This is a genomic window from Pectobacterium hainanensis (assembly GCF_046237015.1).
In the GTDB taxonomy this organism is placed as follows: domain Bacteria; phylum Pseudomonadota; class Gammaproteobacteria; order Enterobacterales; family Enterobacteriaceae; genus JBJYIN01.
In genome coordinates, this window is record NZ_JBJYIN010000006.1 from 157,642 (window position 1) to 178,615 (window position 20,974).

At 50.2% G+C, this 20,974-nt stretch carries 17 protein-coding genes and 1 pseudogene; 16 read left to right on the forward strand and 2 right to left on the reverse strand.

Features of this window, described 5'->3' with window-relative positions; genetic code table 11:
- Positions 1-19 precede the first annotated feature (19 nt).
- Positions 20-2,467 (forward strand): maltodextrin phosphorylase, encoded by a 2,448-nt coding sequence (gene malP / locus ACKPVM_RS08140; RefSeq protein ID WP_409308473.1) that lies wholly within the window; start codon positions 20-22, stop codon positions 2,465-2,467.
- Positions 2,468-2,490: 23 nt separating this feature from the next.
- The gene (gene malQ / locus ACKPVM_RS08145) at positions 2,491-4,563 is read left to right on the forward strand and encodes a 4-alpha-glucanotransferase (RefSeq protein WP_409308474.1); all 2,073 of its coding nucleotides are present in this window, start codon (positions 2,491-2,493) and stop codon (positions 4,561-4,563) included.
- Positions 4,564-4,668: 105 nt separating this feature from the next.
- Here malQ and nfuA read toward each other — a convergent pair whose 3' ends face one another.
- Positions 4,669-5,244: a Fe-S biogenesis protein NfuA gene (gene nfuA / locus ACKPVM_RS08150; protein ID WP_409308476.1), complete on the reverse strand. Its 576-nt coding sequence runs from the start codon at positions 5,242-5,244 to the stop codon at positions 4,669-4,671.
- A 60-nt stretch (positions 5,245-5,304) separates the two neighbouring features.
- Positions 5,305-6,006 carry a DNA utilization protein GntX gene (gntX, locus tag ACKPVM_RS08155; RefSeq protein ID WP_409308477.1) on the reverse strand — a complete coding sequence of 234 codons (702 nt, stop codon included), beginning with the start codon at positions 6,004-6,006 and terminating at the stop codon, positions 5,305-5,307.
- Between the two features lie 77 nt (positions 6,007-6,083).
- Between gntX and bioH the strand changes: the two genes are divergently transcribed.
- The 14 genes and pseudogenes from bioH to ACKPVM_RS08225 all read left to right on the forward strand — a co-directional run bounded on the left by bioH (position 6,084) and on the right by ACKPVM_RS08225 (position 20,957).
- Complete coding sequence (gene bioH / locus ACKPVM_RS08160; RefSeq protein ID WP_409308479.1) at positions 6,084-6,863, forward strand: pimeloyl-ACP methyl ester esterase BioH; 780 nt, start codon at positions 6,084-6,086, stop codon at positions 6,861-6,863.
- Between the two features lie 159 nt (positions 6,864-7,022).
- Positions 7,023-7,742 (forward strand): GntR family transcriptional regulator, encoded by a 720-nt coding sequence (locus ACKPVM_RS08165; protein ID WP_409308657.1) that lies wholly within the window; start codon positions 7,023-7,025, stop codon positions 7,740-7,742.
- A 260-nt stretch (positions 7,743-8,002) separates the two neighbouring features.
- A complete protein-coding gene (locus ACKPVM_RS08170; protein ID WP_409308658.1) occupies positions 8,003-8,980 on the forward strand; it encodes an SIS domain-containing protein in 978 nt (325 codons plus the stop codon).
- Positions 8,981-9,165: 185 nt separating this feature from the next.
- Positions 9,166-10,017, forward strand: a complete 852-nt coding sequence (locus tag ACKPVM_RS08175; RefSeq protein WP_409308481.1) for a fructoselysine 6-kinase — start codon at positions 9,166-9,168, stop codon at positions 10,015-10,017.
- A gap of 133 nt (positions 10,018-10,150) precedes the next feature.
- Positions 10,151-11,467 carry an anaerobic C4-dicarboxylate transporter family protein gene (locus tag ACKPVM_RS08180; RefSeq protein WP_409308483.1) on the forward strand — a complete coding sequence of 439 codons (1,317 nt, stop codon included), beginning with the start codon at positions 10,151-10,153 and terminating at the stop codon, positions 11,465-11,467.
- Between the two features lie 264 nt (positions 11,468-11,731).
- Positions 11,732-14,842: a multidrug efflux RND transporter permease AcrD gene (gene acrD / locus ACKPVM_RS08185; RefSeq protein WP_409308485.1), complete on the forward strand. Its 3,111-nt coding sequence runs from the start codon at positions 11,732-11,734 to the stop codon at positions 14,840-14,842.
- Positions 14,843-14,869: 27 nt separating this feature from the next.
- Complete coding sequence (locus ACKPVM_RS08190; RefSeq protein ID WP_409308487.1) at positions 14,870-15,277, forward strand: hypothetical protein; 408 nt, start codon at positions 14,870-14,872, stop codon at positions 15,275-15,277.
- A 120-nt stretch (positions 15,278-15,397) separates the two neighbouring features.
- A pseudogene (locus ACKPVM_RS08195) lies at positions 15,398-15,493 on the forward strand (hypothetical protein); the annotation flags it as partial.
- 187 nt (positions 15,494-15,680) lie between these two features.
- On the forward strand, positions 15,681-16,025 hold the full coding sequence (locus ACKPVM_RS08200) for a type II toxin-antitoxin system PrlF family antitoxin (RefSeq protein ID WP_409308489.1): 345 nt from the start codon (positions 15,681-15,683) through the stop codon (positions 16,023-16,025).
- A gap of 5 nt (positions 16,026-16,030) precedes the next feature.
- Complete coding sequence (locus ACKPVM_RS08205) at positions 16,031-16,495, forward strand: type II toxin-antitoxin system YhaV family toxin (protein WP_409308491.1); 465 nt, start codon at positions 16,031-16,033, stop codon at positions 16,493-16,495.
- A gap of 93 nt (positions 16,496-16,588) precedes the next feature.
- Positions 16,589-18,334 (forward strand): alkaline phosphatase, encoded by a 1,746-nt coding sequence (locus tag ACKPVM_RS08210; RefSeq protein WP_409308492.1) that lies wholly within the window; start codon positions 16,589-16,591, stop codon positions 18,332-18,334.
- A gap of 12 nt (positions 18,335-18,346) precedes the next feature.
- On the forward strand, positions 18,347-18,826 hold the full coding sequence (locus ACKPVM_RS08215; RefSeq protein ID WP_409308494.1) for a hypothetical protein: 480 nt from the start codon (positions 18,347-18,349) through the stop codon (positions 18,824-18,826).
- Between the two features lie 8 nt (positions 18,827-18,834).
- A complete protein-coding gene (locus ACKPVM_RS08220; RefSeq protein ID WP_409308496.1) occupies positions 18,835-19,527 on the forward strand; it encodes an ABC transporter ATP-binding protein in 693 nt (230 codons plus the stop codon).
- The gene (locus ACKPVM_RS08225) at positions 19,524-20,957 is read left to right on the forward strand and encodes an FtsX-like permease family protein (protein WP_409308498.1); all 1,434 of its coding nucleotides are present in this window, start codon (positions 19,524-19,526) and stop codon (positions 20,955-20,957) included. Before ACKPVM_RS08220 ends, ACKPVM_RS08225 begins: the two co-directional genes overlap by 4 nt.
- Positions 20,958-20,974 lie beyond the last annotated feature (17 nt).

Genomic DNA, 20,974 nt, shown 5'->3' on the forward strand with positions numbered 1-20,974 from the left:
ACTTGAGGGGAGAGGCACCATGTCATCGTTTTCATCTACGCAACCTTTGTCATTCAACGCATCTCTGTTTGCCGCTTCCTTGCTGCGCCAACGGCAGTATCATGGCGTAGCCTCCCTCACTCTATTGACCCCGGAACAGCGTTGGCACACGGTTAGCGTGGCACTGGCAGAACAGTTGGCAGCCCAGTCTGATCGGCCCAGTGAACCTGATACCGCGACTTCTTCTGATGTGCCTTCTTCGCGCCACGTGAATTATTTATCAATGGAGTTTTTGCCGGGGCGTCTGACGGGCAACAATCTATTGAATCTGGGGTGGTTCGAGGATGCGGCAGCGGTGTTGGCTGAGCAAGGGATCAGTTTGAATGATGTGCTAGAGCATGAGAGCGATCCTGGTCTGGGCAATGGCGGACTGGGGCGATTGGCTGCCTGTTTTCTGGATTCAATGGCGACGGTCGGGCAGGCGGCAACGGGTTATGGGTTGAATTACCAATACGGATTGTTCCGTCAGCATTTTTCACAAGGACACCAGCAAGAAACGCCGGATGATTGGCGGCGTGATAGCTACCCCTGGTTTTTCCAGCGAACCGGATTCGCCGTTGATGTGGGGTTTGGGGGAAAATTACAGACACACGATGACGGTAGTCAATCGTGGCAACCTGACATGGTTTTTCGTGGCGAAGCCTGTGATTTGCCCGTGATAGGCTATCGCAATGGTATCACGCAGCCGCTGCGTCTTTGGCAGGCGACGCATCGTCATCCGTTCGATCTGACGCTGTTCAACGAAGGACACTATCTTAAAGCGGAGCAGGCTGGTATTACCGCCGCGAGCCTGACCAAAGTGCTGTATCCAAATGATAATCATACGGCAGGCAAACGCCTGCGGTTGATGCAGCAATATTTTCAATGCGCCTGCTCGGTGGCTGATATTTTGCGCAGGCATCTGAATGCGGGGAGAGGGCTGCACGAACTGCCTGATTACGAAGTGATTCAGCTCAATGATACTCATCCGACGTTAGCAATCCCGGAATTAATGCGCCTGTTGGTGGATGAACATAAGCTAAGTTGGGAGGATGCCTGGTCGATAACCGGTCGTACGTTCGCTTATACCAACCATACATTGATGCCGGAAGCGCTGGAACGTTGGGATGAACGTCTGTTTGGTCGGCTGCTGCCTCGTCATTTGTCTTTCATTCGACAAATTGATGCATGGTTCAAGACGGAAGTAGAAAAGATCTGGCCGGGAGACCGTCAGGTTTGGGCGAAAGTCGCCATTCGTTACCAGCGGCAAATCCGGATGGCTAATTTGTGCGTGGTGAGCTGTTTTGCGGTTAATGGCGTAGCGGCATTACATTCTGAGCTGATCGTAAAAGACCTCTTTCCTGAATATCACCAACTGTGGCCGACAAAATTCCATAATGTTACTAACGGTATTACCCCGAGGCGCTGGTTGAAACAGTGCAATCCCGCGCTGTCTGCACTGATTGATGACACATTACAGACCGAATGGGTCGATGACTTACCCGCCTTGCAGGGGTTGGAACCCTATGCCGAAGACGCGGGATTCCGTGAGCGTTACCGGCAGATAAAGTATGACAATAAGGCACGGCTGGCGGATCATCTCAAGCAGCATTACGGCGTGATTCTCGATCCACACGCACTATTTGACGTACAGATTAAGCGCTTGCATGAATATAAGCGCCAGCACTTGAACTTATTGCATATTCTTTCGCTTTATCGTCAATTGCGCGATAACCCGCATCTGGATATAGTTCCGCGCGTCTTCCTCTTTGGCGCGAAAGCCGCACCGGGTTATGTGCTGGCAAAAAATATCATTTATGCCATTAACCAGGTTGCAGAGACGATTAATCGGGACAGTCGCTGTCGCGATCGCCTTAAGGTCGTGTTTCTTCCTGACTATCGTGTGTCGTTGGCGGAATGGATGATCCCTGCGGCAGATGTTTCTGAACAAATTTCGACGGCAGGTAAGGAAGCGTCCGGGACTGGCAATATGAAACTGGCGCTGAATGGTGCACTAACGGTGGGAACGCTGGATGGCGCGAATGTTGAAATGGCCCAGCAGGTTGGCGCAGAGAATATGTTTATTTTCGGTCATACGGTGGCGCAGGTAAAAGCGCTGCAAGCCCAAGGGTATGTTCCGTCAGACGAGATTGCAAAAACGCCGTTATTACGTGAAATATTATCTGAATTGGCCAGCGGCGTGTTTAGTCAGGGGGATAAGCAGGCATTTGCACCGCTATTAAATAGCCTGCTGAAAGCGGGCGATCCCTATATGTTAATGGCGGATTTTGCGCCGTACTGCCGGGTACAACAGGATGTCGATGCGCAATATCGCGAACCGGAGGAATGGACGCGCCGTTGTGTGCTGAATACGGCCAGAATGGGAATGTTTAGTTCGGATAGGGCAATTCGTGACTACCAGAAACGCATTTGGCAAGTGCGTCGTTAAGGAAAAGGAAGAGGGTATTCAAGGTGGATAAACCGGCAATCCAACAGACAGGTATTGCAGAAAAATATACCGATGCATACGGCAATGAACGTCTTGTCGATGCATCGATCAGGGATAAACTTCTGGCGATGATGGATGTGTCTGGAAGTGAAAATGCACCTTTGCCCCCGGTGAGTGTTTTTCTTCATGGGCGTGATGCCGTTATTTCGCTGAGCGGCAGTGGCGAATTTGGCTGGACGCTAATGTATGAAAATGGTGGACAGGTTCAGGGAAAAACGCTGGGAGGCACCGCGCTGACGCTCCCGACAGCTTTACCTCTTGGCTATCACCTCTTGACCCTGACTCAGGCCGATCGCCGCTGGTCATGCCGTATTATTGTGGCGCCGCCACGTTGTTATGAACCAGAGGCTATCCAGCAAGGGAAACGCTGGTGGGGCGTAACCGCTCAGCTTTACACATTGCGTTCGCAACATAACTGGGGGATTGGCGATTTTGGTGATTTGCGCCAGTTGGTTGAGCAGATAGCCCGCCGTGGCGGTGTGTTTGTTGGACTGAACCCATTACACTCCCTGTATCCGGCGAACCCTGATGCCGCCAGCCCCTATAGCCCTTCCTCTCGTCATTGGCTGAACGTCATTTATATTGATGTGAATCGGGTTGATGATTTTCAACAAAGCGCTGAAGCACAGCAGTGGTGGCGACTGGATAAGACTCAGCACACATTAACGGCGCTGCGCACTGAGCGTTGGGTCAATTACGAATCAGTGATGGCGTTGAAACTTACCGCGTTGCGGATGGCTTTCCGTTATTTTAATCACCGGAGTGCATTAGACCCGCGGACCAGCGCATTTCGCCAGTTTGTACTTAATGGTGGACAAAGCCTGCAACTTCAGGCGACCTTCGATGCACTACAGGATTATCTTAAACAGCAAGGTGAAAACTATGCGGACTGGTCTCAATGGCCGGCCCGTTACCATGACGTGCATGGTGAATCCGTAAAGTCGTTCCGTCGTGAACAGGCTGACGAAATCATGTTCTATTGCTGGCTGCAATGGTTGGCTTATGAGCAGTTGGCGGAGTGTTTTGCACACAGTAAACAGCTTGGTTTGCCTATCGGTTTGTATCGTGATTTAGCCGTTGGCGTGGCACAGGGCGGCGCGGAAACCTGGGATGAGCGCCACCTCTATTGTCTGGATGCGTCTATTGGCGCACCGCCAGATCCGCTTGGCCCTCAGGGACAAAACTGGCAATTGGCGCCAATGAATCCCAATATGATGCGTGCTCGAGGCTATCAACCTTTTATTGATGTGTTACGCAGCAATATGGCGAACTGTGGCGCGTTACGGATCGATCATGTGATGGCGTTGCTGCGATTATGGTGGATCCCTAAAACGGAAACCGCAGTGGGCGGTGCCTATGTGCATTACCCGGTTGATGACTTGTTAGCGGTGTTGGCGTTGGAAAGTCAGCGACATCGCTGCCTGATTATCGGTGAAGATTTAGGAACCGTACCCGCAGAGATTGTCAGCAAATTGCAGGACTATGGGGTGTATTCCTACAAGGTACTGTTTTTTGAGAAAGATGAGAAAGATGAGAAAGACGTTTTTCGTCCATCATCTGACTACCCTCGTCAATCCATGGCGACGATTACTACACACGATCTCCCGACATTACGTGGCTATTGGCAGGCGGTAGATTTATCGTTGGGTAAGGATTTGGGACTATATCCAAACCCGGAGTTATTACAACAGCAGATCCAACTGCGTGAAAAAGCCAAGCAGGGGTTGCTGGATGCATTACATCAACATGGTTTGCTGCCACAAAGAGTGGGGCGGAACTCGGTGCTGACGACGATGAGTTCGCCGCTTAACCGTGGTGTGCAGCGTTACATTACCGATAGCGCCAGTGCGTTAGTGGGGTTTCAACTGGAAGACTGGTTGGATATGGCGACGCCGGTAAACGTACCAGGCACCAACCGGGAATATCCCAACTGGCGGCGTAAGTTATCTCGCTCGCTGGAGTCAATTTTTTCCGATCGTTATCTGGAACGTCTGATCAGAGATATTGATTTACGTCGTAGCGCACCCGGCAAGTGATGGCATTCACGAGATTGACGGCCACAAAGAAATGAAACAGCTGTTCTGGGAGTGGAGCTCCCAGAACGGCACATTAATAATACGAAATATGAGTAATACTAAATGTTAGTAGTAAGAGTGCTCGCCGCGCTGATGCTCGGTGAGGTCACGCACCCCTTTCAATTCGGGGAATTTTTGCAGTAATTCTTTCTCAATACCTTCTTTCAGCGTGTAATCGACCATTGAACAGCCGTTACAGCCACCGCCGAATTGCAAAATCGCCAGCGCATCATCGGTAATTTCCATCAGCGTGACTTTACCGCCGTGGCCCGCTAACTGAGGGTTGATTTGCGATTGAAGAACGTATTCCACACGCTCTATCAGCGGTGCATCATCATCCACTTTACGCATCTTGGCGTTCGGTGCTTTTAGCGTCAGTTGAGAACCTAACTGGTCGGTAACGAAATCGATCTCCGCATCTTCCAGATAAGGGGCGCTGAGTTCATCAACATAGGCAGAAATTTTTTCAAATTTCAGTTCGGTGTCGCTGGCTTCCACCGCATCTGGCGGGCAATAAGACACACCACACTCCGCATTCGGCGTACCTGGGTTAATGACGAAAACACGAATTTGCGTGCCTTCTTCCTGTTTTGCCAGCAGTTTCAGAAAGTGTTCCTGAGCAGCATCAGTAATGTGGATCATAATGTTAAACTCAATGGTTGACTACGCATGTCGGTTATAATACGCCCATCCTCCCCCTAACTACAAGGTTCGACACAAACACCATACCTGGACCCCGATAGCTCCCTGAGCCAGCAATAATCGGCTGATTTCAGCAGCGGTGCTGCCAGTGGTGACGACATCGTCTAAGAGTACGACCTGCTTACCGGTCAACGGTACCGCGCAGGCAAATGCGCCTCGCAGATTATTTCGTCGGGCGCTGGCGCTGAGCGTTTGCTGTATTCGGGTTTGGCGTTGGCGGCGAATTGTCTGGGGGGAATATTCACATCCCAGCCAGTGTGCCAATGGTCGGGCTAAGCATTCCGTCTGGTTGAAACCGCGTAACCACTGGCGTCGTTTATGTAATGGAACGGTAACTAGCATGTCGGGTCGATACAGAGGAATGGCATTGCGTTGTGCGTGTTCCCGATAGGCTTTTAGCCAGGTTAATAAAATTTGTCGTGCCAGAACGGTCGCCAATTCCGTTTTACCCTGAAATTTAAATAATTTCAGCAAGGTACTGAAGGGAGGCGCATAGTCGCTGACAAACGTCATCGACTGCCATGGTGGTGGATGTTGCAGACATCGACCACATTGTCGTGAGGCATCAACTGCCGGTAAACCACAGCGAGGACAGCACAGCGGCGGTGCTGGTAAATGACGCTGGCAAAATGAACAGATCCCCCATCGGCTATGATAAAGCGGTAATCGACATAGCCAGCAGTGGGCTGCGATGGTTAACATCGTATTTCCTTATATAATGATTTCCCGAAAAATAGAACGTCCCCTAAAAAGGATTCCTGACGGTAGGAAGATAACCGATGACCGCGTTGTATTGGCAGACAGAAGGTGCAGGAAAAACGGAACTTGTGCTGTTGCACGGATGGGGGCTGAATGCTCAGGTATGGCGTTGCATTTCAGCACGATTAGCGCCGCATTTTCGATTGCATCTGGTCGATCTGCCTGGATATGGGCGAAGTCAGGGATTTGGCCCGTTGACGCTGGCGCAGATGGCTGACATTGTGCTGGCTCGTGCCCCGGAACGAGCTATCTGGTTGGGATGGTCGCTCGGTGGGTTGGTTGCCAGTCAGGTCGCATTGTGTGCTCCGCAGCGGGTGGCTGGATTGATCACACTGGCGTCTTCACCGTGCTTTCGCGCGCAAGAGGACTGGCCGGGCATCAAGTCCACCGTGTTACAGGGATTTCAGCAGCAGCTTAGCGAAGACTTTCAGCGTACCGTGGAACGATTTCTGGCGTTACAAACGCTGGGGACGGACAGTGCACGGCAAGATGCGCGTTTACTGAAAAGTGTGGTGCTGGAACAACCGATGCCATCCGTCGAGGTGCTCAATGGCGGATTGGATATTCTTCGTCAGGCTGATTTGCGTCAGTCGCTCGCCGCGATGACGCAACCCTTCCTGAGAGTGTATGGCGCATTGGATGGTCTGGTACCGCGGAAGGTGGCGAGCCTGTTGGATCAACAATGGCCCGACTCATCATCGCTGGTGATTCCCAAGGCGGCACATGCGCCGTTTATTTCTCATCCGGACGCATTTGTCGATGCCATTATGGCGTTTTCGCAACGAGCGGTATCAGCCTGATGAAGGCGTCAGGGAAGAAAACTGGTTGGACTGTGGGTTATTCAACGCCTTTGTTATATAATGTTATGCTTAACATGCGGACAGATTATGGATACGTCGCTGTAAAGCGCGTGTTGGATGGGCGTACAGCGTAATGCCTGATAAAAAAGGATAGTCAATATCGTGGCGAAACTGGATACCGACAGTGCACTGCCCTTGTATAAGCAGTTAGAACAGAAGATCAAATCAGCGATTCTGGATGGTAAGTTTAAAGCCGGACAGAAAATCCCCACGGAACTGGAACTCAGCCAGAATTATCAGGTCAGCCGCATTACCGTTCGCAAGGCGTTGGAAGCGTTAACGCGAGATCATTTACTCACGCGAATTTCCGGCAAAGGAACCTTTGTCTCGGCGGAAAAATTTCAACGTGATATGTCCGGCATTGTCAGCTTTTCTGAGCTTTGTCGTTCGCAAGGGCGTCGACCGGGAGCCAGGACGATTAAATCCGTCATTGAAATGCCGACAACAGAGGTTCGCGATGCGCTGGAACTGGCCGACGATGACCGTATTATCACGTTGGAGCGTATTCGCTACGCCGATGATATTCCGGTTTCACTGGAAATCGCCCGTTTTCCCGAAACGTTTTCCTTCCTGTTGACGGAAGAGCTTAACCAACAGTCGTTGTATCAAATTCTGAAGGAAAAATACGATATCTATTTTACCCGCTCAGCCAAGGTTATTGAGCTGGTATACGCGAGCTACGACGTTGCCCATTATCTGGCGATACCGACAGGGTATCCGCTAATCTCTATTACCAGTCGTATTATTGATAATCACGGTAAGGCTTCTTGCTCATCTACCCAGCTTATTGTGGGCGATAAAATCCGTTTTTTTGTCTAATACTCTTCAGCGTTGCCGCTCCATCTGTTCTTCATTGCTAATAACCGCCCGCGGCGGTTTTTTTGTCGTCTCCACTCAGCCGGTAGATTAACTTCCCCGTCGTTAATGCGGGAAGAGTGATCTGCTCCATAGTTTTTTTGCATGTAGCGAACGATTTGTTGAATGATATGTATTGCAATGTTATATGTAATTCATAGTTCATTTTAATACATTTTTTAACGTGTGAACTGAGTATCCAAGCACAAGCGCTATTGAGAGGAATCATGAGCATAAAAGAGATTGTAACGGGCATTATTGCAGATAAGGCAGACGTTGGCGGGATTAAGCATGTTTACTACGCAGCCTGTGGTGGCTCCTATGCGGCGTTTTATCCGGTAAAAAGCTTTTTGGAAACAGAAGGCAAAGACATTTCTGTCGGGCTATACAACAGTAGCGAATTCGTCAATAACCCGCCTGCTGCGTTAGGTGAAAATGCGGTATTGATTGTTGCATCACATAAAGGCAATACGCCAGAAACGATTAAAGCCGCAGAATTGGCGCAGAGTCGTGGGGTTCCGGTTATTGGTTTAACATGGCTCACGGATTCTCCGTTGGTGGAGTTTTGCGATCACGTGGTGACTTATAGCTTTGGCGACGATAAAGATATTGCTGAAGAAAAAACCATAAAAGCATTGTTAACCGGCGTTGAGATTCTCAACCAGATGGAAGGCTATGCCCATTACGATAAGTTCCTGGACGCAGCAGGTAAGATCGACAAAATCGTTAAACAGGCTTGTATTCATGTTGAAAAACGCGCACTGGCTTTTGCTGAAGAATATAAAAACGACCCGGTGATTTATACGATGGGTAGTGGTGCGAGCTATGGTTCAGCTTATCTACAAAGCATTTGTATTTTCATGGAAATGCAATGGATTCATTCTGCTTGTCTGCATAGCGGTGAGTTTTTCCATGGACCCTTTGAGATTACCGATGCCAACACGCCATTCTTTATTCAACTTTCTGAAGGGAAAACCAGAGCGTTGGATGAACGTGCGCTGACATTCCTTAAAAAATACGGCAAGCGTATTGAAGTGATTGATGCAAAAGAGTTAGGTATTTCTACTCTTGATGTCTCGGTTGTCGATTATTTTAACCACTCTTTATTTAATAATGTTTATCCGGTTTACAATCGTGCATTGGCCGCGATTCGTCAACATCCGCTAACAACACGTCGCTATATGTGGAAAGTTGATTACTGATAAACGAACAATATTTTTTATAAAAACGATACCCCGGATTATTCTAATAAAATTGATATATGTGTCATTTTTTGTATGAAAGGGTATTTCAGCAAGGATGCTGTTCCTTTTCTGTCAGTGAGTCGTTATTGTCTTAATAACATGAGATACCGTTATTTACCCTGAGAAAGACGGCGGGAAAATAAATGAAATACAGAGTCATTGGTATTGGCGATAATGTTGTTGATAAATATTTACACACTGGGTTGATGTACCCAGGTGGAAATGCGCTAAATTTTTCCGTTTATGCCAAACAGTTGGGATTAGACAGCGCATTCATGGGGGTATTTGGTGACGATGAACCTGCCAGACATGTGCAGGACACGCTACACCATCTTGGTATTGATACGCAACGATGTCGCCGTTATCCCGGGGAGAATGGCTATGCCTGCATTGACCTGATCGACGGTGAAAGAACCTTTCTCCACAGTAATAAAGGTGGTGTGCTGCGTGAACATCCACTCGTTTTTGAATCTGCCGATTTAGACTATATCTCAGGGTTTGATTTGGTTCATGTGAGTCTGAATAGCTATTTGGAAAGCCAATTAGAGATCATTAAACAACAAGGTGTCCTGTTATCATTCGATTTCTCTATGCGTGGTACGGATGATTACTTCAGGCAAGTGTGTCCTTTTATTGATTATGGCTTTGTTTCCTGTAGTCATTTATCAGAAGAGGAAACAAAAAGTAAATTAAATATGCTGTTTGATTATGGTTGTAAGACTGTAGTTGCAACGCGTGGTCATGAAGGTGTTTACCATTATGATGGCGATGAAATAACTTTTTATCGTCCTGATTATATAAAACCTGTTGATACGTTGGGTGCAGGCGATTCTTTTCTTACTGGATTTTTAGTCTCGTTCTTGTTTTCTGATGAACAGTTTAAAGGCACTAAAAAAGAAAAGATATTAACTGCAATAGAAAAAGGGAATCAGCTAGCAGGGAAAACATTGCGATACTTCGGGGCGTTCGGTTATGGAAAAGCATTCATAGAATAAGTAAATCTTATTTATAAGCCGAATAATTATCCGAAATTCATTTTGACACTACACCCTAAATAATTCGATTTGCAGCCAACTCACATGCAACTTGAAGTATGGCGGGATATTAAAATAAAAGTTGGGGTGATATATGTTTTGGACAGAATTGTGTTTCATTATATTAGCTCTGATGTATGGTGCCAGAATCGGTGGCGTTTTTTTGGGAATGATCGGCGGTTTAGGCGTTGGTGTACTGGTCTTCCTGTTCCAGCTATCGCCGTCTTCACCTCCCGTCGATGTGATGTTGATTATTCTTTCTGTCGTGCTGGCGGCATCGTCACTTCAGGCTGCGGGGGGATTGGATTTTCTCGTTTCGGTTGCTGAACGATTGCTCAGGCGGCATCCGAAATACATTACAATACTCGCGCCATTTGTATCCTACCTTTTTACCTTTATGTCGGGCACCGGCCATGTCGTTTACAGCCTGTTGCCGGTGATTTCTGAGGTTGCTCGTGATTCAGGTATTCGGCCTGAGCGCCCCTTATCCATCTCGGTGATTGCGTCACAGCAGGCGATAACGGCGTGTCCGATTTCTGCGGCCATGGCAGCAATGATTGGCTTCATGATGCCGTTAGACATCAGCATTTCCTCCATCATGCTAGTCTGTGTCCCTGCGACACTTATTGGTGTGGCGGCAGGGGCGTTGTCGACGTTCTCCATGGGGAAAGAGCTGGCCGACGATCCGGAATATCAACGTCGGGTAAAAGAAGGGCTGATTCAGGGCACCGAACAGCGGAAAGCGCGTACTCCCGCGACCTGGCGTGTGAAGCTGTCTGTCCTGCTGTTTTTGTTGGGTGCGGTAGTGATTGTGCTGCTCGGCGTTTTTCCATCCCTGCGGCCGATGGTTGAAACCGCAAAAGGTCCACAGCTGTTATCCATGTCATATACGATTCAGATAACCATGTTGTCGTTCGCTTGTCTGATCGTTTTATTTTGCCGTCCGTCCATTGACCAGATTTTGAGTGGGACGGTATTTAAGGCGGGTGCATTGGCGATTGTGTGTGCCTTCGGTCTGGCGTGGATGAGCGACACGTTTGTGAGTGGAAATTTACCCTTCATCAAAGCCGGTGTGCAGTCTATCTTGCAGGAACATATCTGGTTGATCGCGGTAATGATGTTTTTTGTTTCTGCAATGGTCAGTAGTCAGGCGGCAACGACGATGATCTTATTACCATTAGGGATCGCGTTGGGTTTACCTGCTTATGCGCTTATCGGTGCATGGCCTGCGGTAAATGGTTATTTCTTCATTCCTGTCGCCGGGCAATGTCTGGCTGCGCTGGCATTTGATACGACGGGGACGACCCGCATTGGTAAATATGTGCTAAACCATAGCTTTATGCGTCCGGGATTGGTCAGTGTCGTGGTCTCGGTGGTGGTAGGGCTGATGATTGCAAGGATGGTGCTGTAATCGTTACCTGAAAATGCTGTTTTCACGTCGTTAAGACAATACCCATCAGGAATGGACATGCAGGTTGTGTCCATTCCTTCTTTAGATGTTCATCGATACGTAAAGACGATAATTTACATTTTCTCCTCAATTTCTCCACGATTTCGACGGTTTACGCAGGTAAGGTAATTTGCCACCCTGTGGTAATGATTGAGTCTGCCGATAGTTTACATAGTCAGTGTCGGGGATTACCCCTTCGAAATACGGTTGAGGAGTCTGAAAGCGATGGCGGGTTTTTTTATCGATCGCCCGATTTTTGCGTGGGTGCTGGCTATTCTTCTCAGCCTGTGCGGGATGCTAGCAATTAAATCGCTGCCTTTGGAACAGTATCCCGATCTGGCACCGCCCAGTGTGCGTATCACTGCGAATTATCCAGGCGCGTCGGCGCAGACTCTTGAAAATACGGTTACTCAGGTTATTGAACAGAGCATGACGGGGTTGGATAACCTGATGTACATGACCTCTGATAGTAGCGGGACCGGACAGGCCCGTGTCACGTTGACCTTTGAAGCTGGTACTGACCCCGACGAAGCTCGCCAGCAGGTGCAAAATCAGCTTCAGTCCGCCGTGCGTAAGCTTCCTCAGGATGTGCAGCAGCAGGGCGTCACCGTCAATAAGACCGGTGATACCAACATTCTGATGATCGCGTTTGTCTCCACCGATGGCAGCATGGATAAGCAGGATATCTCAGATTATGTCGCCACCAATATTCAGGAACCTATCAGCCGTATCAGCGGGGTAGGCGACGTCGATGCCTACGGATCGCAGTATGCCATGCGCATTTGGCTCGATCCGCTCAAGTTGGTGAAATATTCGCTCACCACTGACGACGTGGTGAAAACCATTGAATCACAGAACAGCCAGGTTTCAGTCGGGCAAGTCGGTGGCGTGCCCTCAGTAGACCATCAAGCACTTAACGCCGCGATTAATGCGCAGTCATTGCTCCAAACGCCGCAGCAGTTTCGTGAAATTACCCTGCGAGTTAACCAGGACGGTTCGGCGGTGACGCTAGGGGATGTCGCGGATGTTGAGCTGGGTGCCGAGCGCTATGATTTTCTCAGCCGTTATAATGGTCAGGCGGCCTCCGGTCTGGGGGTAAAGCTGGCGTCTGGCGCGAACGAGCTGGAAACGGATAAGCGCGTCAGAGAACGTATCGAAGAATTGTCGCAGTACTTCCCGCATGGTCTGGAAGCCAAAATCGCTTTTGAAACCTCTCCCTTTGTTAAAGCCTCTATCACCGATGTGGTGAAAACCCTGTTTGAAGCGGTGCTGCTGGTCTTTCTGGTGATGTATCTGTTTCTGCAAAATTTCCGCGCCACGTTGATTCCTACGATTGCGGTGCCGGTGGTATTGCTGGGTACGTTTGCCGTGCTATACGCCTGTGGGTTCAGCTTGAATACCCTGACGATGTTCGCGATGGTGCTGGCTATCGGTCTGCTGGTGGACGATGCCATTGTGGTCGTGGAAAACGTAGAGCGGGTGATGAGCGAAGAGGGGCTCTCGCCACGGGAAGCCACGCGGAAATCGATGGGGCAAGTGCAAGGTGCGTTGGTCGGGATTGCGCTGGTACTGTCGGCGGTCTTTGTACCCATGGCGTTTTTTGGCGGCACCACGGGCGCAATCTATCGCCAGTTCTCCATCACGATTGTGACCTCAATGATCTTGTCCGTATTGGTTGCGATGATCCTGACGCCCGCACTGTGTGCCACGATGTTAAAACCACTTGCTAAAGGTCAGCATCATGGGCGTAAAGGATTCTTTGGGTGGTTCAACCGTTGCTTCAATCAAAATGCACATCGCTATGAACGTGGTGTAGGAAAAATTCTGGTTAACAGTGGTCGCTGGTTGCTGCTTTATTTGGGCATTATCGGTGTGATGGCATTCCTGTTTCTCAAACTACCGACGTCGTTTTTACCACAGGAAGATCGCGGTATTTTTACGACACAGGTTCAGTTGCCGCCGGGCGCTACCCAGCAGCAGACACTACAGGTAGTCAACAACATTGAGCAATACTATCTTACGCAAGAAAAAGATAACGTGACGTCGGTATTTTCCACTATCGGTTCTGGCCCCGGAGGTAACGGGCAGAATGTGGCTCGTTTGTTTATTCGACTCAAAGATTGGGAGGAGCGCGCCGGATCGGAGAACAGTTCGTTTGCCATTATTGAGCGTGCGACTAAGGCTTTTCGTAGTATCAACGAAGCGCGGGTGTTTGCCAGTAGCCCCCCTTCCATTAATGGATTAGGCAGCGCGGCCGGTTTTTCCATGCAGTTACAGGATCATGCAGGGATGGGGCACGAGCAGTTTATGCAGGTCCGTAACCAGTTATTAGCGATGGCGGGTGGAAACCCTGACTTGACGCGTGTGCGTCATAATGGTCTGGATGACAGCGCACAACTGCGTATTCATGTCGATCAGCGTAAGGCGCAGGCGCTTGGCGTCTCGATTAGCGATATCAATAGCACGCTGAAAACTGGCTGGGGTTCGACCTATGTTAATGACTTTCTTGATCGTGGTCGGGTGAAAAAAGTCTATGTTCAGTCGGCAGCGAAGTACCGCATGCTACCGGACGATATCAATCAGTGGTATGTCCGTAACCATCAGGGCGCAATGGTGCCGTTCAGTGCGTTTGCGTATACCGCCTGGGAAACGGGGTCGCCCCGTCTTGAACGCTTCAATGGTTATTCCTCTCTGGAAATTGTCGGTGAGGCCGCACCTGGCGTTAGTACGGGGACAGCCATGACGATCATGGAGTCGTTAGTGGCTAATCTACCGCAGGGGGTGGGCTTACAATGGTCGGGGATGTCTTTCCAAGAGCGGTTGACGGGGGCACAAGCGCCTGCGCTCTACGCGATTTCCTTATTGGTGGTTTTCTTGTGTTTGGCGGCGCTATATGAGAGTTGGACCGTGCCTTTTTCAGTAATGCTGGTGGTTCCGCTTGGCGTGGTGGGCGCACTGGTCGCGACGTGGACACGTGGACTGGAAAACGATGTTTATTTTCAGGTAGGGCTACTGACTGTCGTTGGGCTGGCAGCGAAAAATGCCATCCTGATTGTTGAATTTGCTAATGAAATGAACCAAAAAGGGAAAGATTTGGTTGAGGCGACATTGGAAGCATCACGCCAACGGTTACGTCCCATCCTCATGACATCATTGGCGTTTGTTTTTGGTGTTTTGCCGATGGCGACCAGCGGTGGTGCCGGTTCAGCCAGCCAACACGCGGTCGGTACTGGTGTCATCGGTGGGATGGTTTCTGCCACGATCCTCGCGATTTTTTTCGTGCCGCTATTCTTCGTCGTTGTGCGCCGCCGCTTCCCGTTAAAGGAGAAGGCATGACGTGGCAGTTGAACGATAGAAGGGTATATGGGAATTAATAAGAAAATCGTTTTTTTTGCCGTTATTGTGGTGGCGGTATGTGCGATTCTCAAATTAATGACTATTGATAGTCTTTCTTACACAAAAGAAAATTGGTTTTATAACCAGTTTTTTTCAATGGAGGTGATAAAGGAGACGCCTCTTGTGTCACCGAGTTATTACATAGTCTATTCAGCCCGTGACGGTAACAAACCTGAGACAAATATCATATTTTTTATGGGGGCGACTGACCCATCAAAGTTGGAAGACTATTTAATAGCTAAAAAATTTATTCCTGAGCATATTGATGCTAATACCATCCGTTGGCGTTCACGATCTTATGGTGAATACGACGTTTATCTGAGCGTTTATCCTGATAAAAAAGAAATTATTATGGCGGCACTCGCTCTCGATTAGGAGGAAATATAACGACAATATTTGTTTTTTTTATCCCCACCTACTTGAAGTTGTATGTTCTCTGAGTTTTCTTGCTTACCCGATATTCTAAATAACTTGAGTTGCGTGATGACGACCAGCGGTGGGATGGTTTCTGCCACGATCCTCGCGATTTTCTTCGTGCCGCTGTTCTTCGTCGTTGTTCGCCGACGTTTCCCGTTGAAGGAGAAGGCATGATGACATTATGGCCTCGATAGAAAAGAAAATAATGCATTTGCATTGCCAATGCATTTGCATTACTGTTCTTATAGATCGCGAAATAATCGACATTCAAACACGGCGAATGAAGGCTCAATGTGACCTTTTTCTCCGGTATGACCCTGTTTGGAACTGGACACTGACGCGCGATACTGAGGATTAAAAAATGTTTGATTTAAAATCAGCGGATGTATTGTTGCGCGCCGATAGTCGTTTAACAGCGCGTAGCCAGACCACAATTCCATCGTCTGTGCGTGATGCCATGAACCTGAAACCTGGAGAATACATCCATTACAGCGTGCTACCGGGCGGGCAGGTACTGATGAGTCGGCGTGAAGAAGCGACAGATGACGATCCCGTCATTCATCGTTTTCTGCATTTTTTGGCTGAAGATATGCAACGTCATCCAGAAAATATTAAGCCGTTTAATCAGGCCCTTATGTCACGTGCCAGTGCGTTAACCACAGGGATGGATATTGATCTGGATACACCGCTTACTGACGATGAGTGAGCGAGATGATTGATCAGCAAACAATAAACGGATGGCAGTTATTTACACATCCTTGCTTTGATGTGCAGTTTGAGTCTCTTATTGTTGAAGTTGAACAATTGAGGAAAAAACACCCAGAATCTTATCAGAAAAAGCAGGCCACCAAACTACTGGCTGCAATAGTCAAAGTCATCCGTACTGAGATTTGTGCCGATCCGTCCCAAACGAAATTTAGACAAGGCGATACGCTAGGCGAGGGTAATAAACATTGGTTCAGGGCAAAATTTCTGGGCCAGTATCGGTTATTTTTTCGTTATAGCGAGAAACACAAAACTATCATCCTTGCTTGGGTAAATGATTCAGGCACAAAACGCGCGTATGGCGATCAGCATGATGCTTATAAAGTTTTTAACAATATGCTGGCAAGTGGAAACCCGCCGGGAGATTGGGAACAGTTACTTGCCGAATCCCTAGGAGGGAAAAATACTTAGGTGCAGGCAGCCATAATTTTAAGAAAATTCATCAAACTGTAAAAAAAGGTAACTACGTTATGTCCTGCTAATATTGCAACCAAGGACATCACGATGAAAGCTCGCTGGTTACTGCCTTTACTAATTTCTGCTGCTTTACCGGGGATGGTGCAGGCTCAGGCTATTTATCCCATTGACCGCGCTACCATGTTGGCAGGCGGGAAATTCGATTTTAAAGTTGAGTTTGATGAAGTACTTAAGCCACAAGATGTTCGTATTCTGATTAACGGAAAGGATTACCAGCAGGTGCTGGGTAAAACGGCGTCGTTTGTTGAGCGTGAAGACGGCGGCAATGCTTCTACGATCTGGCTGCGAGACGTGAATTTGCCGGAAGCGGGCAAATATGTGGTAGAAGCGGAAGCCAAGGGCAAAAAGACGCAGGTGAACTGGGAGGTTTATCAGGCGTCCGATACGCGTAAAGCCAAAAACGTCATTCTGTTCATCGGCGATGGTCTGTCGGTTGCACACCGCACTGGCGCACGTATCCTCTCCAAAGGCGTAACGGAAGGGAAAGCCGATGGTCGCCTGGCGATTGATGACCTGCAATATATGGCGTTTGCCGGTACGTCCAGTACCGACTCCATCGCGGCCGACAGCGCCAACACTATGAGTGCCTACATGACCGGCCACAAATCTGGCGTGAACGCGCTGGGAGTGTACGTCAGCCGGAGCAAAAATTCACTGGAACACCCGAAGCAGGAAACGCTGGGTGAGCTGTTGACTCGCTCGACCAAGATGTCTGTTGGTGTCGTCAGCGATGCTGAACTTCAGGATGCCACGCCAGCAGCGGTTGTTTCTCATACTCGACGTCGTGCGGATAAAGCCGAAATCGTCGAGATGTTCTACAACGTGCAGCCTACGGTCATGCTGGGCGGCGGTTCTGCTTACTTCCTGCCGAAAAGCACGCCGGGATCGAAGCGTAAAGACGAAACCAACTACGTTGAGAAGTTCCAGCAGGCGGGCTACTCACTGGTGACCGATGCGGATTCTCTGAAGAAAAATGCGGCACAGGCGACCAAACTGCTGGGGCTGTTCCACACCGGCAACATGGATGGTGTGATGGATCGTCGTTTCCTGAAAAACGATGTTGCCAAGAAATTCCCTAATCAGCCAGATCTGACGGACATGACGCAAGCCGCGCTGGATGTGCTGTCCAAAAACAAAGACGGCTTCTTCCTGATGGTGGAATCTGCCCTGATCGACAAAGCCTCGCACCCACTGGATTGGGAACGCGCTTTCACCAACACCATCATGCTGGATCAGTCTGTGGCCATCGCGAAGAAATTCGCCGAGAAAAACCCGGATACGATGATTATCGTCACCGGCGACCATACGCACGGTCTGTCTATCATCGGTACGGTCGATGACAATAAGCCGGGTTCTGAGATGCGTGAGAAAGTGGGCGTATATGAAGATGCGGGCTACCCGAACTATCAGGATGCCAATAAAGACGGCTATCCAGATGATCTGAATGTCTCTAAACGTCTGGCCGTGTTCTTCAATAACTTCCCGGACTATTACGAGACGTTCCGTCCGAAACTGGATGGTCAGTTCGTTCCTGCAATCAAGAACGAAAAAGACGAATACGTTGCCAACAAAGCCTACGAGAAAGTGGAAGGTGCGGTATTCCGTGAAGGGATCCTGCCACGCTCTTCCGATACGGGCGTTCATGCGGTTGACGATATGGTGATTCAGGCTAGCGGCCCCGGCGCAGAGCGCATTCGCGGCTACATGGAAAACACCGATCTGTTCCGGGTCATTGTTGATGCACTGGCGGTAAAACCGCAGGACAAAAAGTAATCCGGCAACGCTATGAATAATGCGAAATGCAGCAAAGCGGGGGAAACTCCGCTTTTATTCTCCTGGCTGCGAGCGGTGCTGGTGCTCCTCCTTCTCGGTGGGATCGCGCCGGTGAAAGCCGCGCAGTCTGAACTCTCCTTCGATAAGCTGTACGCCTCTTACGGTGTGCTGGGTCTGGAATTCTCCAATGACGTCAAAGCACTCTCCGGCAAACGGGTAACGATGCGCGGCTTTATGGCACCGCCGCTCAAGGCGGAATCACAATTCTTTGTCTTAACCAAAATGCCGATGGCGCTGTGTCCCTTCTGTTCGTCTGATGCGGACTGGCCTGAAGATATCGTGGTTGTTTACCTCGCGAAACGTCAGACCTTTGTACAGAACAACACCATGATTGAGGTGGAAGGCGTGCTGGAACACGGATCGTGGACCGATCCCGAAACCGGGTTTGTCAGCCTGCTTCGCCTGCGTGAAGCCACGTTCGATACCCTTTAGGAGCACCGATGGCGGAGTTATTGATTCAACACCTGAGTGTGACGTTCCCTGATACGTCTGAGGCAGTGCTGGATATTCCCGCGCTGTCGATTCGTTCTGGCGAGCGGGTCGCGGTCATGGGGCCGTCCGGTTCTGGCAAAACCACGCTGGTGAATGCCATCACTGGGATGGATCACAGCGGAACGGGCTGTGTGCAGTGGGAAAAGCAGGATATCTGGCAGATGAACGAAGCGGAACGGGATCGTTGGCGGGCAAAGCATATTGGGCTGGTGATGCAGGATTTCCACCTGTTCCCCGGCCTGAGTGCATTAGAAAACGTCTTACTGCCTGCACAATTTCACCACTGGCGGATACCGACGACGCTCAGGCAGCGGGCGATGGATTTGCTGGCACAGGTGGGGTTGGATACCGCAAAACGTCCGATTGAAGTGCTATCACGCGGCGAGAAGCAGCGGGTGGCCGTCGCGCGAGCCTTGCTTAGCAAACCAGACATCATCATCGCTGATGAACCCACGGCCAGCCTGGATGCGCACAGCGGTGAGCAGATTGCCGACCTGCTGGTGACGCTGGCGCGCGATAGCCGTGCGACGCTGATTGCCATTACGCACGATGCGCGTCTGGCCTCGCAGATGTCGCGCTGTATTCAACTGGAAAAAGGACGCCTCGTGGCGGACACGCAGTATCAGGAGGATCGCGCATGATTCCTTGGCGTCTTATTTGGGTTGACTGGCGTCGGCTCTGGCCGGGTGTGCTGGTTGTGGTGTTGCTGATTGCGACGGCGACAGCGTTGAGTATTTCAGTGAGTTTGCAGGAAAGGGCGCTACGCATGGGGAGCGCCAAAGCGGCTGACCGTTTTGATCTGGTGATCGGTGCGCCGGGGAGTGAAACCCAACTGGTGCTGTCGTCCGTGTTTCTGCAACCGTCGGCGTTGACGTTGATTCCTGCGCAGGTGTTGACCGATCTGGAGAAGAACCCGCTGGTCGCCTGGGCGGCACCGGTTGCGTTTGGTGATTTCTATCAGGGGATGCCGATTGTCGGCACCACGCCGCCACTGGTCACGGATAACGGTAAGCGACAACTTACCGCCGGACGCGTGTTCAACGACGGCTTTGAAGCCGTGGTGGGGGCGCAAACGGGGCTGACGATCGGGAGTACATTTAGCCCTATTCATGGTCAGGTGGGTACGGAAGGGGCGCACGCGCACGATGACGTCACCTACACCGTAGTCGGTGTTTTGCCTGCTGACGGCAGCGCGTGGGATAAAGCGATTCTAGTACCAGTGAACGCGGTGTGGCGAGTACACGGTATCCATCCACCGCATGGTGCGGACGATGATGGTGCGGACGATGCGCATCACGATGATCACGACCATGACGAACATGCCGATCATGAGACGCATGAGCATGAGGGTGAACATGACGGCCATGCACACGATCATGATGAAACCGCACATGCGCAAGGTGAGCATCACAACGACGCTCATCCAACGGAAGGTGTGGAAAGTGATGATCATCATGCTACTGTCGCTCAGCCAGTAACGGCTTCACACGATGACGAGCACGGCGAAGCAGAGGCGCATGGACACGCGCATCAGGCGGGCTTGCCTGCTATCGTCGTTAAACCGAAAACGATCGCTGGCGCTTATCAACTGCGTTCGTTGTATCGCAGCAACACGACGCTGGCGGTGTTCCCCGGCGAAGTGCTGGTGAAGCTGTACTCGATGTTGGGGGATATTCGTGAGCTGCTGACCTATATCTCGCTGGGCACGCAAGGGTTAGTCGGCGTCGCGGTGGCGATGGTGGCGGTGATCCACCTGCGGCAGCGGCAGAAGCAGATTGGCGCACTCCGTGCCTTTGGCGCACCGCGCTACGGTATTTTCACGCTGATTTGGAGCGGGTTGATGTCGCTAGTGAGCGTTGGTGTGCTGCTGGGAGTTGGCCTAGGCTATCTTGCCGCCCGTGCGATTGCGGTGGTGATGAGCGAGAAAAGCGGCTTTGTTCTGCCAGTGACGCTGGAATGGGAAGACATCCACTTCGTCCTGCTCCTGTTGCTGGTTGCCGCAGTGGTTCTCACCATCCCTGCGATGCTGTCTTACCGTCAATCGCCTGCCACGGCGCTGCGTGGCGACTAATCAACTTGTCGTATTTG